Here is a 17292-nt window from a genome sequence, read left to right as displayed (position 1 = left end):
TTATTTAACAGTTATTTAACGCCGTTAAATTCTCTTTCACTTTGTTTCTTCACCACAACACGCGAACCTTCCACCTTGTAGACATAAATAGGTTCGTTTGCAAGAATATAATCACCTTCTGTAATCACATCTACACGCTCTGTCCCAATGACAGCCGTACCCGATGGACGAAGTGGAGTCGCACTGACACCTTCCATTCCAATCAGGTCTTCTCTTGTTCTAACCGAAGAATATCCTCTGTCAGCAGTCATGTTATCACTCAGGATAAAACGATTCCATATCCCTTTCTCCTTGAACACGATGGAGACAATGATCACAAGAGCAATCGCAGCGGCCGTTGCAATTCCCAAGGAGACAAGAGCTGTACTTGTATCGTATGCGGCTCTTACGACCCCTGTAATAAGACTCGCAGAACCTAGCACACCCAGAATACCAAAGCTCGGAACAAATAGTTCAGAGACAAGGAGTGCAATCCCGATGATAAACAGGAACCACGTTTCCGATCCGCCAATACCCGCCACATAACTTCCACCGAAATAAAGGACAAAGCTCAAGAAACCAACAATACCTGGCACTCCAAATCCAGGAACAAATAGCTCAATCAATATTCCAGCGATCCCAATGAATAACAGAATCGTTGATACAACAGGATGAGTGAGGAAACTCGAAAGCTTCTCAAATGCCGTCTGTTCCATCGTATAGATATTATCCGTTGAATAATTCAGCCATGTAGCTACTTCAGCAGGTGATGTGACAATTTTGTCAGCGTAACCAACTTCAAGCGCTTCCTTCGCTGTCAGAGAGATAACCTGACCTTTTTCTTTAGTCTTATTGATTTCAGGCATTTCAACAACCATATTAAGATCCGTCATTCCGCCTGCGATCTCTTTTTTACGATCATTCTTTTCAGCTGCCGCCTGCATGTTTGACTTCCATGTAGCTACTAGCTTGGGATCATCAATATAATTATTTCTCCCATCTACCAGAGCTGCTGCACCAATCGTACTCGCTGGAGACATCGCAATATAATCAGAGACCAAAGCAATATAACTACCTGCTGAAGCGGCATCTCCGTTAATATAAGCTACTGTAGGAATTTTGCTTGCCTGAATCATATCTCCAATTTCTTTTGTCGTTGCGACAAGTCCGCCAGGCGTATTGATCTGGAGAATAATCAGGCCTGCTTGCATTTCTTCCGCTTCCTTGAACCCACGTTCCATGAATTTTTGAAGCCCGCGTTCAATTGGTTGATCCACAGGAATGACATATACTGCACCATCTTTCACAGCAGCCTGAACCCCCTGTGGTTGAACAAAAGCAGAGACGAGAGTAACAAAGAAAGCGATTAAAATAATAACCGGAAACTTCCAATTTTTGATTTTATTCATTAATTGTTATACCTCCCTTCTATATCATCCTATAATACCCACCACATAATGTATATTACGTATGTAATCAATTTACGTTTCAAAAAAGAAAAACACTCCCTGAATCAGGGAGTGTTTACGGTTATGTTATTGCAGAAATTGTTGAACTGCTTGGCTCACCAGCTTGCCATCCGCTTTGCCTTTTACTTTCGGCATCAGGGCTGACATGACTTTCCCCATCTCGGCTTTCGAAGAAGCACCGGTTTCCTGGATGGTCTGCTGTACAATGACTTTAATTTCTTCTTCGCTAAGCTGTGCGGGAAGGTACTGACTGATTATATCAATTTCCGCCTTGGCATTCTCCGCAAGTTCTGTGCGACCCGCTTTATCAAATTCTTGGAGGGCATCTTTGCGCTGTTTGATTTCACGACTGAGGATATCAAGCACTTCGTTGTCATCCAAAGGTCTTTTCAAATCTATCTCAAGATTCTTAATCGTCGAACGAACCAATCGAATGGTGGAGAGTTTGAACTTGTCCTTACTCTTCATCGCTTGCTTCATATCTTCGTTCAATCGTTCGCTAAGATTCATGTTGTTATAATCCTCCTAAAACTTTCTCTTACGAGCAGCCTCGGACTTTTTCTTACGCTTTACGCTTGGCTTTTCATAATGCTTACGTTTCTTCACCTCAGCCAAAACACCATCTTTAGCGATGGAGCGTTTAAAGCGACGAAGTGCAGCATCAATAGTCTCGTTTTTACGAACTTTAGTTTCAGACACCAGTTTTCCCTCCCTCCGACCAGACCGTCCAAGAGCATATAACACGGTTCATCAAACTTAATTATAGGTGAAAATTCGTTAGCGTGTCAACCTATATACCAATATCGTTTAAAAACAAGGATTTTATGCGCTTTATCTACGAAATTAACTGTGTGAATTGGAAATTCCAGTGAGTGCGCCAAGGCGCGCTCCGCCTAGCACATGGTAGTGAAGATGATGGACGGTTTGTTCTCCATCTTTCCCGCAATTATTAATCAATCGGTACCCAGATTCTGCAATTCCAAGCTGATTAGCAGCTTCCTGTGCAGCCTTATGGATCTCAGCAATGAGACCAAAATCTTCTCCCGCAACTTCATTCATGGAAGCAATATGCTTCTTCGGAATAACCAAAACATGCACCGGAGCAGCCGGCTGTATATCATGAAATACAACCACATGTTCATTCTCGAGTACCTTATTAGAAGGAATGCTACCCTCTACAATTTTGCAAAATAAACAATCCATTTTCATTCCTCCTTTTTTATTAAATCAAAGTATGTACAATGATTTTATCATAACGGATTATAAAACCATTCGCCAGTTGAAGAGGAACAAAAAAACGCCCCTTTTCAAAAAGAAAAGAGGCGTCTCTACGAATGTATTTATAATAAAGGCAATAGAGTTAACGCTGTTATACCAATAAGTGGTAGTAACAAACGTCTAAATCTTCGTCTGCCTGGATAATATCCGCCGCCATGATACGGATAACCTCCATGCCCACCGTATCCTCCATGCCCGCCAAATCCCCCCATAGGCAGAAAAGCGCGTGTATCCCCGCATGGTGAAGGAAGACATCCACAAGATACACCTTGATGGGCATACATAGAAGTTTGCATTGGAGCAAACATCTCATTCATATACTCACTTCCTACGGGGATGGCGAGACTTAGATATTCTTCATCCATATTTTCAATAATACCATCATGCATAGAACCATCTTCCATCCATACACATACATAGCGATGCATATGATCATGACACATTTTTTTCACTTCTGTTTTTTCCATTTCCTTGTTCCTCCTCGGCTTCTGGGCTGATACCCTATGTTATTCACTGCAAGAATAAGTGCCACAGAGTTAAGAAGATTTTTTCTTCTCGCCTTTGAAGGAATTTCGAAGTGAAAGTGTGTGATCAAGAAAATAAGGATAAACTAATTTATAATTGTTCCATCATGACTTTTGAACCTCCGCCTGCATCTTCAGCCGGTACGACCACCAGTTTTCTGGCAAGTCGTGCTCTAAGTTCAGGTACATGACTAATCACACCGACTGCAAGCTGATCATTATGGAGTTTTTCGAGTGAAGTGATCACCGTATCAAGCAGTTCTGGGTCAAGGGTTCCGAACCCTTCATCAAGGAAGAAGAACTGAAGAGGATATTGACCACGCAGCTGGATTTGTGCTGACAATGCAAGTGCAAGTGACAAGGAAGTCAGGAACGTCTCACCGCCGGACAAGGTAGATACCGGTCTTTTCACACCACCGTTTGCATCATCCACAATGACAAAACCGCCGCCGGAATCCACCTCCAGCGCATAACGCTGTTTCGTTAAGTAACGAAGACGAGAAGATGCGGTTCTGCTTACCTGCATTAATTGTTCTTCCGCAATATATTCGACAAACGTATTACCTCGGAATACGGATTGTAGCTTGGATAACTGTTCAGCATACAAAGCGAGTTCACTGCGTTTTTCATCTAGTTCCATCCAGCGTTCATGACGGCGCGATATGTCTTCCAGATCTCGCTCCGCTCTTGCTTTTATCCGCATCGCCTCTTCATCTTGTGCTTTCAGCGTTCGCAGCTGCTGACTTGTATTCTCCCACTCTTCCTCTGTAATGATTACTCCCTGAAGCTTCTCATCCAAATCTCTTAGACGGAGTTCCACTTCTTTTTGTTTGTTGCGATATTCTGTTACCCTATATTCTGCTTTGGCAACAGCCTCCGGTTCCATGTACGCATTTCGCACATCGTCATCGGAATCAAAAGGAGACTTCGTCCGCTCCGCTTCATAACGTGAAGTGATCGTAGTAAGCTGATCTTTCGCAGATTCAAGCGATTGTTTAGCTAAACCGACTTGCTGTAAAGCGTTCTGCTTCTTCTCTTCAGCCTCTTTCATAGCCAGTTTTGCTGCTCTTGTCTCTTCCCGAATCTGACTCAGTAACTGTGTTACTGCTTTTAGCAAATCTTCTGCCCGTTCTTCTCCTACCCAGGAACGAAGTCGGTTCCATTTCTCTTGTAGCAGTTCCTGTTTGCCAGCGTGTTCTGTATCCAGCTGGGTACGGCGCTTATCAATGAGCGACAACTGTTGCTGCATATCTGCAATCACACTTGCTTTTTCTTCTAGGAAAATAACGCTCTTCTGGAGTCTTTCCTTCAAATCTTCGGCAAGTGTATCTCGTTCTTGGAGCGACTCGTATTTTGCTGTCGCCTCCTCCGGTGTTATGCCGGGCAGCTCCTCGGCCCAGCTTGCGCGCAGCGCCGCCACCTCAGCCTGGTGCGCATGAACGCGCGCCTTGGCTTCCGCGTGCTGTTTAGCGCACGCGTCAAAGTTCGCGGCAGCCAGCATTTGGCGCTGCCGCACTTCCGCTGCACGCGCGGTAAGGTGCGCAGCATCCTCGCGTAGCGGGGCTATGGAGGCGGCGAGGTGCCCTGCCGCCTCTTCGAGGGACCGGGTGGCTTCCGCGTAAGCGCGCACCCGGTCCTCAGCAGGCACGCCAGGCGAAGCGGCAAAGCCTGTGCTCTTCGCAGGCGCGGCTTCCGCCTGCGAGAGTGCCGCTGCCTGCGGCTCGGCACTTTGGCCGTGCTGCGCAAGATCAGCGCGCAGCTCATGCAGCTGCTGGCGGAAGCCAAGCCGCAGCTCAGCAAGCTCGGCGCGCAGGCTGGTGAGCTGTGCAAGATCTTCCTCACTTGCTGTACTTGGCGAGTGAGCATGCCCTTGCGGATTCGGGTGATGCACCGAACCGCATACCGGACATGACTTCCCGTCGCTAAGTTCTGCAGCAAGTCGTGCAGATAATCGCTGCAGTTCTTCTTCCTTCAGTAGGGCACGAAGGCGTTCCTCTTCCTGATTCATGGAGGCGATCGCATCTTGTGCATGGATGTCCATCCGAACAAGCTCTGCTTCGGCCGTTTTCAGTTTATTTCCTAGCTGTTGCTGCGCAGCAAGCAGTTCGGAAGCTTCCTTCTCGGCTGAGTGACGCTGCTGATTTGCTTGCTCAGACTCTGCCTGTATTTTCTGTTCCGTGAGCTGAAATTCTTTCAGCTTGTCCAGTGCGGTATCCAGCCGATGCTTCCGCTGAACGGCATCCAGCAGCACACGTCTTTCCCCAGACTTCACTTCACAGCCAGACAGCTGCTCCTGCAGGTCTTTCCGTCGATTGGTCGCCCTCACATGAAGATCTTGTTCTTTGAGCAAAAGCTCATGTGTGCTCTGATACTGTTTTGCTTCTGCCTCACACTCTTTAGCAAGCTTTTGCACCTCACTTACAAGCCGATCCGTCTCTTTCTCCAGTTCCCGCGCTTGTTCCAGTTGTTCAAGACGCACAAGCAGCTTAGGTTCTTCTTCTGCTAGAATCTGTTCCTTTTCTTGTTCAAGCAGAGCACACTCACGAGATATCTTCTCTCTCTGTGCGAGCTGTACTTCGGCAGATTCAGCAGCTAGACGTCTTCTTGTCAGTTCTTCTTTTGCTCTATTCTGTTCCTCAAGCATGGGAATCAAAGAACTTGCACGAGCAGATCGTTCCATCTGCTGTTCTAATTGGCTGACTTCATCCTGCTGTTGTAACATCTCTTCCAGCTGTCCGCTAAACTTGGTACGCTCCACAATCAGCTCTCTCGTCTTCGCCATTCCTTCAGCTAGAACTGCCACCTGATCAAGTAGTTCACGTATCTGCTTCGCTTCCTTCTCGGCTTGCTTAAGCTGAAGCTCAGCTTCTTTTAAAGCTTCTTTACTTGCCAGACCCAGTCCCTGCTGCTCTGCTTCCAAAGCTTTTAAGGTACTATCATTCTCTTTTACTTTGCGGCTGAGCTTAATTGCCAGCTGATCCCCATATTTCTCTAGATGAAATAGACGCTGCAACATCTGTCTGCGTTCTGTGCCTTTTAGAGATAGAAATTCGGCAAACTTCCCTTGCGGCAAGACGACTGCCCTTGTGAAATCATCCATTTTCAGGCCAATCATATCCTCAACCGCACGATTTACCTCGGCAAGTTTATCAGCAAGTACTTGCTCTCCTTCTTCCGTTACTGCAATAAAACGGCTTACCGAGTTACTGACAGAGACATCTCCGGTCCGCTTAAAGCGGCGTTCAACGCGATAAGTCTGCACTCCTTGTTCGGACTGGAGTTCGAAAGTGAAAGATACAAACAATGTATCCTCCGCCTGATTCATAATTCCCTGCGTACCATTCACAGCTCTTTCCACTTTACCGTACATCGCAAGCGTAATCGCATCAAGAATGGTTGATTTTCCGCTGCCGGTTGGTCCGAAAATTCCAAACAGACCCGTTTCCGTCAGCGTCCTGAAATCAATTTCTTGTACTTCCCGATAACTTTGAAGTCCAGACAATTTAAGTTTGATCGGTCTCATTCAGAGTCACTCCCTTCCCCTGCATGGCCGTCATCTTCATTAACTAGCTCCAAAAACAACTTCACCAGCTGGTCATCCGGAACCGCCCCGCCTGTCTGCCGTTGATAGAATCTTCGAAAAACTTCATGTACCGGAAGTTCAGACCTTACTTCATTCATCTCGGAAGTGATCGTTTCTGGATAAACCGGCCGGATATGAATAATTCCTTCCCTGCTTTTACGAAGTTTCTGAATCTCAGCAATCGACATCGCTTCTTCCAGGGATATCTCCAGATCAATGTAAGCTGTCTTGTCCCGTTCTTCCTCAAGCCAGCGGTATACTTCGGCGAGACCCCCGCGGGCTTTCCAGCGTACTAAAGGTCTGCCGCTGCTTAGATACACTTCATTAGCTATAGCCGGCTGTCCAGGTGCTACATCAACCATCACTACTGATTTCGTCTGACCTGCTTCTGAAAAGCTATAGGATAAAGGAGATCCGCTATAACGAATCATCCCCTCGCCTTTCACATGTTGGGGCCTGTGAAGATGTCCAAGCGCCGTATATTGCGCTCCAATAGACAAGGCAGAAGGATCCACTGTATAAGCGCCGCCGACTTGAATCGGTCTTTCTGAGTCACTCTCAAGTCCCCCAAGCACATAAATATGACCCATAGACAGGTTTACTGTATCCGGCTGAAAACTGTTCCCTAAATGTCTCATGAGCTGCCCCACTCGTTCACTATAGGCAAGCCGCATTCCCTGCTCTTCTCCATCCTCCGTGAACAATTCATTAAGCCTGGATTCGGAGGGATAAGGAAGGGCTGCAATTTTAGCGATTTCTCCGGTTCTTTGGGCATGAATCGTAATAATATCGGAAGTGGGTAATCCGACCAGTGTAATTCCCCGTCCATTTACGAGTGGGGATACCGAAGCCACCCGTTCAGGCTGATCATGGTTTCCTGCAATAACGACGAGCGGTCTGCCTCCAGAGGTCAGTCTAGCAACAGCATCATAGAAGAGCTGCTCAGCAGCAGCTGGAGGATTGACCGAATCATATACATCCCCTGCCATGAGTATAGCGTCTGCTTTTTCCTCATCTGCAAGTCGAACCAGCTCGTCTACAAATTGTTCCTGCTCTTTCAACCGACTGCGCCCTTCCAGTGTTTTTCCGAAATGCCAATCTCCCGTGTGCAATATTCGCATTTGTTAATTACTCCTTTGTGCCCTCATTTTCCTAGAGCTTTACTGCCGTATCTGCATCAAAAAAATAAAGCCATTTTTCATCTATCTCATAACCTAAAATGTCTCGTAAAGCTCTTGCATAAAGATCAAGCTGAAACTCATAGCCCTTTGCAAGAGTGTCGATTCCGCCCCGATGCTCAAGTACTCTATCGGTTTTGTAATCTAGCAAAATTCGTTTGCCGCCCACTTCAAATAGACAGTCTACAATCCCTTGAATGAGTACTGTCTCTCCGCCGAGGATACTCGAGTCCATCCGATTCTCTTTTTCTGTAGACGAATTATGATGGAAATCAAGCAAAGTCTCATCTGCAGGAAGCCCGTAGCTAAACGGCATTTCTCTTCTCACCCAGCCCGTCTTCTCTGCTTCTACCAAAGCCATACCCGGTTCACTTTCGAAAAAACGTACAATCTGAACCGGATCAATCGCTTCTGCCTGATAAGGAAGCAAGATATGACGCTCTACCAAACTAGCAATGACTGCCTGAGCCGTGCTGACTGTTAATCCTTCAGCGGGTACATGCTGCATTAGGGTATGATATACCGTTCCGCGCTCCGCCCCCGTTAACCTGGATTCTTCCATAAACTTCGGTCTGCGCAAATGTAAAGTAAACTCTTCATTTACAGCCAGTTTTCCCTGTTCCTCATGAAGAACCTTTTCTTCTACTAAACCAAGCGGCGGATGCTCCTGCATCGCAAGGAGCGCCTTCATTTCAGTCACGGATGTGCTTGCTGCTGTATGTGCACTAGCCGTATATGGATAGGTCCAGCTAAGCACCTCATCAATCTTCATTTTATTACTTTCGGATTCTTCAGAAATGACCGTCTCAACAGGTGATAGATTCAAAAGCGCACGCGTGACCTGCTGCCGATCTTCATTTATTTCATCCGCCGCTTCGTTCATAGAAGCATCTAGGTAAGAAGATACGGATTCTGCAGACAATACGGAAATACGCCATCTCGAATCATCTTGTACAAACAAATCCGGCTGCCCTAAATCTCTGCCGATTTCTTCATCTCCAATTCCTGCAAGCGCACGCAGATGCCAAGCATCTGGATGCCTGAACAGAGCGGGGCCGATCCAATCCATATAACTGCGTCCTGAAGCCAGCAGTGTTTCTGGAAGCAGAAGCGCCTGATGATTTTTAATCTGAGACCAGTTCATCGCTTTTTGAACAGCATCTTTTACCGTGCCAATAAGAATCATTTTTTCCTTAGGACGTGTCAATGCAACGTAGAGCACACGCATTTCTTCAGCTAATAACTCCGCATGAGCACGTCTACGGATGGCAAGACTTGCGAGCGTAGGATAGCTGACTCTATTCTCTTCATCCACAAACCTTGGACCAAATCCAAGCTCTTTATGCATCATAAATGGTGCATTCAAATCTTGTTGATTAAACATTTTGGACATGCCCGCGACAAAGACGATGGGGAATTCTAGTCCCTTACTCCGGTGAATAGTCATAATGCGGACCGATCCTTCTGTATCCGCTGCTATACCCACCGCGCCCAAGTCTCCTCCGTTGTCCTTGAGTCTTGAAATAAAAGTAAGAAAACGGAATAATCCACGATTCGCTGTGGAATTCTCATATTGTTTTGCACGATCGTAGAGAGCTTTCAAATTACGGCTGCGCTGCACTCCGCCCGGCAGACCGCTGACCCAATCCAAGTAACCGGTATCCCGGTATATACGCCAGATTAATTCGCTCAAACTACCGCTTCTCGCCTCATGTCTCCACTCTTCTAGAAAATCAGAAAATGCAGTTAATTTGCGAAGCAGATTTGTTTTGAACTGTAAAGAATCGGACTTACTCTCTTCTATATGAACATCGTTCCTTGGATCGCCCAGAGTTTCTACCACTTCAAGTGCTGCGCTAGCTTCCTTCATCCCGAGTTCAAGAGCCATCTGTGCCTCTAATTGCTCTATATCATCAGCTTTATTACTGGATATATGCCCGCTGCTGTTAAACTCACCTATTTCTTTCTCCAAATTTGCTATGGTGTTCTGCATGGCGTCATAAAAAGAAAGCCGTTTACCTGCAAGCCGAATGACAGCGAGTTCCTCTTCATCTAGACCTACAATCGGAGAACGAAGTACAGACGCGAGCGGTATATCCTGCTGAGGATTATCCACGACTTGCAGTAAGGAAAGCATAATTTCAATTTCAGTGGCCTGGAAAAACCCTTTGTTTTGATCTCCGATCACCGGGATACCTTCCCGCTTCAGTTGTTCCATAATAAGCGGAGTCCACAGCTGTGCAGAGCGCAGCAGAATGACGATATCGCCATATCTTGCAGGTCTCATCTCTTTCGTGTTCTTATCATAGACAGGAAGCAGATTTCCGGTATTGCCAACCATCTCATGAATGCGGGCAGCAATGACCCTTGCCTCGAGCTCTGCTGTCTCCATCTCAAGTTGTTCTATAACTTCACTCGCAGCTCCATCTTCCCCCGCATTCTCAGGCTGTTCCGGTGCTTCCGAACCGGCCCGGTCAATCATGATAAGTTCGGGTGTGTATCGTCCGTCCTCTGGTAAATCAGGAAAAGAGGCTCCTAATGATAAAGCGGCTGCATCATCATATTCAATTTCAGCCACGCCTACATTCATGATCTGTCTGAATAGCATATTTACGGCACTTACAACTTCAAGCCGGCTGCGGAAATTCCGTGCCAGATCAATCCGGAGACCATCACCTTCGCCCTCCGTATCATAACGGCGATACTTATCCAGGAAGAGTCCTGGTTCGGCTAGACGGAAACGATAAATACTCTGTTTGACATCCCCCACCATGAACCGGTTTCCGGGTTCTTTGCGTGAGATCAAGCTAACGATATCTTCCTGAACTGTATTTGTATCTTGATATTCATCAAGTAACACTTCATCAAATTGTTGCTGATACTCTAGTGCTGCATCTGATGGAATCGTCTGTTCTGGCGTAGAGTCAGCACCTCTTAAAATTTGGAGCGCATAATGCTCTAAATCACTGAAATCGACCACACCTCTTGCTTTCTTCTCCTCCGTAAATACACTAGCAAATTGATTCACGACAGAAGCCAGCTCCTCCATAAGAGGTGCTGCTTTATTCATTTCATCAAAGAACTGTTCCGGTGTACGACCAAATAAAGCCGTTTTCAGTTCCATAACGGTCTTTTTGGCGGCTTCTCTCCGCTCTTTTGCTCTCTCTTGAAGACCAGGATCAGCCTGTCCCTTACGGACCGCCTTCAGCTTACCGAACTCAGATTGATGAAAAACATCGTATAGTTCATCCCAAGTACCATTTTTCACCCTAGAAAGCAGTTCGTGCACCATTTCAAGATCACTATTGAACGTCTCTGCGTAAGCTGCAGGACCCTCCGGTTCTTTGGCGATACGCAGTGCCTGCTCAAGTAAAAGGACCGCGCCGCCCAGAGCGAGTTCCGCGTCACGCATAATGCTTTTCACCCAAGTGGACTGACCCAGCTCCTCCACTGAATTCACACGGAAAGAAGCTGCCATTTCTTCAAGCCAATAAGATGGCCATGAATGACTCCGCGAGAAATCGTACAACTTCTGCACAAGCCGGTACATTGCATCATCACTGCGCTCACCGCTGAACCAATCCACGAGCCGGCGGAAGGTACTTCCTTCGCCTTCTTCATTGTATTTTTGTTCAAACAGATCCATCAGTAGTTCTTGACGCATAAGCTCTGCTTCATATTCATTTAGAATACGAAACCCTGGGTCCAGCGGAATCTGTTGATAATATCTGCGAATAATCTCCATACAGAATGAATGAAGGGTTGTGATCGAAGCTCGGCCGAGAAGACTGAGCTGACGGCGCAGATGTTCGTTCTCCGGCTGTTCTTCAAGTGCTGTTTCCAGTGCCTCCCGGATCCTCTCACGCATCTCGGAAGCTGCTGCCTTGGTAAACGTAGCTACGAGCAGACGGTCTACACTAAATCCCGCATCCTCATTTGATATCTTACGAATGATACGCTCGACAAGCACTGCCGTTTTCCCTGAGCCGGCAGCTGCAGCCACCAGCATGTCCTCTCCGGAAGAAGAGATAGCTTTCCACTGATCATCACTCCAAAAGCTTCCTTCCGGTTTAGGTATACTTCTCATTCTTCTTCTCCCCCTTCATGCTGAAATAGATCCCATGCCTGCTGTTTAGCAGGCTTCCGAATCAGATGATATTCGTTCCCAGGCAGACCCTCGTCAAACTGACACACGGATTTGAATGGACAAAATGTACATGCTGTTTCCTGCTGCATTCGAAAAGGTTCAATCCCAACCTCACCTTCGGTAATTCTTGATCCGATTTCTTGAATTGTATTTCGTACAGAGCCCCGCAGCATGCCCCACTGCTCTTCGGTTGCTACGGAAGCACTGCTGTAGAATCCTCCATCCGCCTTAACGGCCACAGGTAAAATAGATGAGTATCCTTTATCCAGCGTGTTGTCCATCTTCGCCACCACATCACGGTCGGCAAGCAGCAGCCCTTTCATTTTGAATCGTTTCAAAAGCTCTTGTTCTGCCTGCTCTTGTGCCATCGCATTGGCTGAAGTCAAAAGAGGGTTATGCACATGGAAATAAAGTACTCCTGCAGGATGAGCTTCCGTTCCGATCCACTCTTCGGCATAAGTTAACAGCACATCAAGATACGTAAGCATCTGGAGCGATAATCCGTAGAATACTTCATGGAGTTTTAGATCCGTTTGACTGGATTTATAATCAATCACTCGAAGTAGAATATCTCCGTGTTCTCCTTCTGCTACATCCACACGGTCAATCCGCCCCACAATCTCCATGACAACCCCATTTGCCAATTCAAATGTAAGCGGAGGCAGCGATTTATCTGGTCCAAAATCGAGTTCGAGTGCCAGCGGCTCAAAGTTTCCGCGTTTCGACTGCTCCCCTAAAATAATCGAAGCACGGCTGACAATGTTTTTCAGCTTCCGAAAGATGTATCCATACCGAGCTGAACTCAGTAAAATCTCGCCTTGCAACTGAGGTGCAAGTACATCTACTGTTGCTTCTGCCTCCTGTACACATTCCTCTTTGGTCAGTGCGCCCCAATTCCGATTTTGCTCTTTAAGCCGGCTTGCCATCTTGCTCAGCGCCGCATGGAACAACTGTCCGATATCAGGTGCTTTCAGGCGATAGACCTGACGCTCTTTCAGCTTCAGTCCATGTGAAGCAAAGTGAGAAAATGGACACATTGCAAAGCGTTCCATACGAGAAACACTGGTCTTCAGCTTGTTACCATATAGCTTTCTGCTGGTAGCCTTGGTCAGAGATCTCGTCCGGTTCTCATAAAAAACAGATCCAAGCATTCGTTCAAGTCGTATCTGCTTGTCCGGCTGATGTAGGCACCAATTATATACATCCCACCAAACAGCTGGGATTGCCTGGCCCCTGCGCCATTCTCGAAGCTGGCTGATCAGATGAGCCATTGTCTTATCTGGATGTGTTATATATTGCTCATGTTCTTCCCATGGATCACTTGATGCCGGTTCGTCCAGCAATGTCTTCTCTTTTAGCTCCGGAAACATACGTTTCAAATAACGTATCATTTCAGAAGGATGAAGCGCCTTACCGTCCTCATCACTTTGAGGATAACTTATCCATAATTTATGGCTTGGCTGAGTAAAAGCACTGTAAATTAGAAAACGTTCATCCTGCATTTTCCGGTTTAAATCCGGGCCAAGCTGCATTCCATATTCGGTAAGGGCTGCCCGTTCGGTTTCCGTAAGGACTCCATCCTCCGTTTGTATTTGCGGAAGCACACCATCGATTGCTCCAAGGATGAAAATATGACTGACGTTTCCTGTGCGGGATCTGTCCATAGAACCAACGAGAACTTGATCCAAAGCAGGCGGAACTAAACCGAGTTTCAGCTCTGACAAGCCTGTTTCCAAAATGCCTGCAAAAAGTTCTGCATCCATTTTTTCGTCGCCCATCATTTCTACGACTTGATCCAAAAGTTCAAGCACCGCTCCCCACATCCCGCGGTGTTCACGTGCTTTTTCCGGCTTACCTGTCTTGAGCGCCTCATGACTTCGTGCATCAAGCTTATTTGCAATTTCCGCATCATCCAAAAGCAAAAATAAAGCCGAACAGAACTCTTTTGCTGTTTTTGCTTTTTTGACTCTTTTCTCAAAAGCAAACAGCGGAGAAGTGATCACCTCTCGGCACCTCTCAAGCATCTGAACCGTTTCACGGCTTGCCTCTTCACGCTGAGCCTCTGCCCCTTCTTCTTCTTCCAAAGATAAACTTGGGGCTGCTCTCCACGGTTTCCCATCCGTCCATCGATATCCCGAGATCCCGCTCGCAAGCACATAATTCTCGAGTATGTCCATATGATAACGACTGACTGAGCCATCCAAAGGAAGAAGCAGATCGGTCTTGACCGCGCGGAATACATCCTCATACCGCCAGCGATGCCGCACAATGTCCATTGCTGATCTCAGGAATTCTGCTAGTGGATGATGAAGTTCATCTCTGCGCTTATCGAGAAAATAAGGGATATCGTAATCTTGGAAGAGAGGGGATATTATATTTTCATACGCTTCTATATTTCTAACGAGGACTGCGATATCCCGGTAACGGACGTTCTCTTCACGTACAAGTCGCCCTATCTCTCTTAGCATACCTTCCACTTCAACTCGGCTGCTCACAGCACTGCGAATCTCAATTCCGCCGTCATCCTTGCCTGCTGGCATCACTCTTCGCTTCTCAAATCCAGACTCCAGATGAGCCAGTGCAGAAGAAGCAAAACGTGGAGATTTCTCCGGTGCAAGTACCGTCGTATGAGTGGATTCACCAAGCTCAGATGCTATCCCATTCAGCTTGATATAAGCAGAAGCCGACTGATAGAACAAATTTAACTCTTGCGGTTGTTCCCCTTCCCCATAAGGACGGTCCAGTGTTAAGGCAATGGTTACGGATCTAGCATGAATAATAAGCTGCCGAATCACCGCAAGTTCCTGCGGAGTAAAACTGCGAAACCCATCAATCCATATATCTGCCTCTTTCACATAATCCGACTCAGGAAGCTGACCAGCAAGTCTCACGAGCGTATCCTCTTCGTCCATATGAAAACGAGATACTTCTGCTTCAAAATCACGATAGATGGCAGCAATATCATGCATTTTATGACGTAAAATTGTTCCTGCTCCCGGAAGCTGTTCTGCATTTTCAAGCTCTTCTTTGATGGCCCGTTCCGGTTCTCCATAGCGTTTCAGTTCGGCAAACAGATTGTTCAAATGCCCTACAAACCCCATCTGACCACCTGATGCGGAGAAAATTTTCAGCTCATCTTTGCGACGTTGTACAATTTTGTACAGCAACATTTTTTTACCTTCTGAACCAACGGGAATCAGTGCTGAACCGCTCGTTTCCTGCATGACTCGGTAACTAAGTCTTCGAAAATCGAGTACCTGAGCCCGGACTGAACCTTTTATCTCCCCAGAGCGAATCAGCGTTGTCTCCGTCTGAAAGGAGGCTTGTTCTGGAACAATCAAAATGATTGGTTTCCCTCCAGGATTCTGACGAAGTTCTTCCGTGATCTCCTTGATGATCGAACTGCTTTTTCCAGTACCTGCACGGCCTATAAGGATATGAAGAGGCAATGGTCACCCCTCGCTTTCTCTCATTTTTTAAGTATAAAATATCAATTGTTGATCATTGAACTATCTATAAATATCTATGAAAATATCTATGAAAACAGGAGAATATCTCTCGATATGCTCTCTTAACATTCTGTCCTTCAGTATACCATACCTCTGCGAATAGGAACATGCGTTTGGTAATAGAAGCCAATGAAGCAGGCTCCATACAAAAAAGCACCTGCTACTCTTAAAATGAAGAGTAAACAGATGCTTTTTTCTAATCTAACCTCTTGCGGCAGATTCTTATTTATTATTTTGAACGCACTTCAAAGATGGCAAATTTCAGATAATGACCTTCTTCTACGCCTAAAATTTGTGGATGATCTTTACCTGCTGCGCGCCATTCGAGCAGACGCAAAATTTTACCCGCATCTGCAGCTGCATCTTGAATGGTTTCAAGAAACAGATCAGGACGCATATGATAAGAACAACTTGCGGTGACTAGATATCCGCCTTCGTTAACAAGCTTCATCCCATGCAGGTTAATATCCTTGTAGCCACGAACAGCTCCTTTTACTGCGCCCCGTGTTTTCGCAAAAGCTGGAGGATCGAGAATAACAACATCAAAAGTTCGTCCGCCTCCTGCGGTCATTGCTTTGGAAGTGTCGACTTTTTTATCGGCTTTCGCACGTTCCGCACGTTCTTCAAGCCCTTTTACTTGATTTCTCAAATACTGGAACGCATCGTCCACAACGAATTCAACACGGTCTTCAAAGCCATTCAGCTTCACATTCTCACGTGCACTTTCAATTGCATGCTCCGATATATCAAGACAAGTCACTTGTTTCGCTCCATATTTACAAGCATTCAGCGTAAAGCTGCCTGTATGTGAGAAACACTCGAGAACCGTAGCTCCGTCCCAATAAGGGAAGGTGACTTCTTTTCCACTTTTATTAACAGGTACCTTCGTTAGTTCCCCATCTTTTTCTACTTCTTGCAAGGCAATTCCGCTTCGATGACCCCAGCCCTTCATCAGCGGCTGAATGGCAGCTCTATTTTCGCGTTGATCAAAGAAATAACCTGTCTTCTGTCCTTGCTCGATGTCGACTTTGATAAGCAGTCCATTCTCGGTTACAGTTACATGCCGAGGACATTCCCCGTAGAGCAGCCCTTTAACTTGCTCCAAACCTTCCAGCTCTCTAACACCCACATCGCTGCGCTCGTAAATCCCTTTTGGCTTCACTACTTCCACCAAAGCTTCTACGATTACGTCACGGCACTGATCCATAGCGAGCGTCAGCAGCTGCACAACAAGTACATCTCCAAACCGATCAACCGTGAGACCTGGTACAAAATCAGCTTCGCCATAAATCAAGCGATATGCATCGCCACCTGTTACAAAACGTTCCCGGTGCTGTAATGCCTGCTCAAATCTACTTACAAAAAAGGCTTTGTCCATCGCTGTAATGGGTTCATAAGACACTACCCTCACTGTGATTTGTGAAGCCGGATTATAATAACCGGTAGCAAGATAACGGCCCTGATGATTCTTCACTTCCACCAGTTCGCCTGGCTGAGGCTCGCCTTCTACCGACTCTATTTCATTTTTAAATATCCAGGGATGTCCCTGTTCAATACGTTTCTTACGGCTTTTCGTAAGGACTACAGATGCCAAAATACGTACAACTCCTTTTATCAATCAAAAC

10 protein-coding genes are annotated in these 17292 nt (G+C 46.3%); all 10 read right to left on the bottom strand.

Going from position 1 to position 17292, the window contains the following annotated elements; genetic code table 11:
* Positions 1-11 precede the first annotated feature (11 nt).
* Positions 12-1388 (bottom strand): NfeD family protein, encoded by a 1377-nt coding sequence (locus tag H9647_RS05910; RefSeq protein ID WP_191798840.1) that lies wholly within the window; start codon positions 1386-1388, stop codon positions 12-14.
* A 126-nt stretch (positions 1389-1514) separates the two neighbouring features.
* Complete coding sequence (locus tag H9647_RS05905) at positions 1515-1958, bottom strand: GatB/YqeY domain-containing protein (RefSeq protein WP_160034110.1); 444 nt, start codon at positions 1956-1958, stop codon at positions 1515-1517.
* A 15-nt stretch (positions 1959-1973) separates the two neighbouring features.
* Positions 1974-2147 (bottom strand): 30S ribosomal protein S21, encoded by a 174-nt coding sequence (gene rpsU / locus H9647_RS05900; protein ID WP_005547957.1) that lies wholly within the window; start codon positions 2145-2147, stop codon positions 1974-1976.
* Positions 2148-2291: 144 nt separating this feature from the next.
* Positions 2292-2651 carry a histidine triad nucleotide-binding protein gene (locus H9647_RS05895; RefSeq protein ID WP_191798839.1) on the bottom strand — a complete coding sequence of 120 codons (360 nt, stop codon included), beginning with the start codon at positions 2649-2651 and terminating at the stop codon, positions 2292-2294.
* Positions 2652-2788: 137 nt separating this feature from the next.
* A complete protein-coding gene (locus H9647_RS05890) occupies positions 2789-3193 on the bottom strand; it encodes a hypothetical protein (RefSeq protein WP_191798838.1) in 405 nt (134 codons plus the stop codon).
* A gap of 148 nt (positions 3194-3341) precedes the next feature.
* On the bottom strand, positions 3342-6773 hold the full coding sequence (locus H9647_RS05885; RefSeq protein WP_191798837.1) for an AAA family ATPase: 3432 nt from the start codon (positions 6771-6773) through the stop codon (positions 3342-3344).
* On the bottom strand, positions 6770-7954 hold the full coding sequence (locus H9647_RS05880; RefSeq protein WP_191798836.1) for an exonuclease SbcCD subunit D: 1185 nt from the start codon (positions 7952-7954) through the stop codon (positions 6770-6772). The genes H9647_RS05885 and H9647_RS05880 overlap by 4 nt, the downstream gene beginning before the upstream one ends.
* A gap of 31 nt (positions 7955-7985) precedes the next feature.
* The gene (gene addA / locus H9647_RS05875; RefSeq protein WP_191798835.1) at positions 7986-12098 is read right to left on the bottom strand and encodes a helicase-exonuclease AddAB subunit AddA; all 4113 of its coding nucleotides are present in this window, start codon (positions 12096-12098) and stop codon (positions 7986-7988) included.
* Positions 12095-15607 (bottom strand): helicase-exonuclease AddAB subunit AddB, encoded by a 3513-nt coding sequence (gene addB, locus H9647_RS05870; protein ID WP_191798834.1) that lies wholly within the window; start codon positions 15605-15607, stop codon positions 12095-12097. The genes addA and addB overlap by 4 nt, the downstream gene beginning before the upstream one ends.
* 289 nt (positions 15608-15896) lie before the next feature.
* Entirely contained in the window at positions 15897-17261 is a 1365-nt protein-coding gene (locus H9647_RS05865) for a class I SAM-dependent rRNA methyltransferase (RefSeq protein ID WP_191798833.1), read from the bottom strand.
* Positions 17262-17292: the final 31 nt, after the last annotated feature.

The organism is Paenibacillus gallinarum (assembly GCF_014836635.1).
Lineage (GTDB): Bacteria > Bacillota > Bacilli > Paenibacillales > Paenibacillaceae > Paenibacillus > Paenibacillus gallinarum.
Note: the sequence above shows the minus strand (reverse complement) of the source record. Positions and strands in the feature narration are given on the sequence as shown.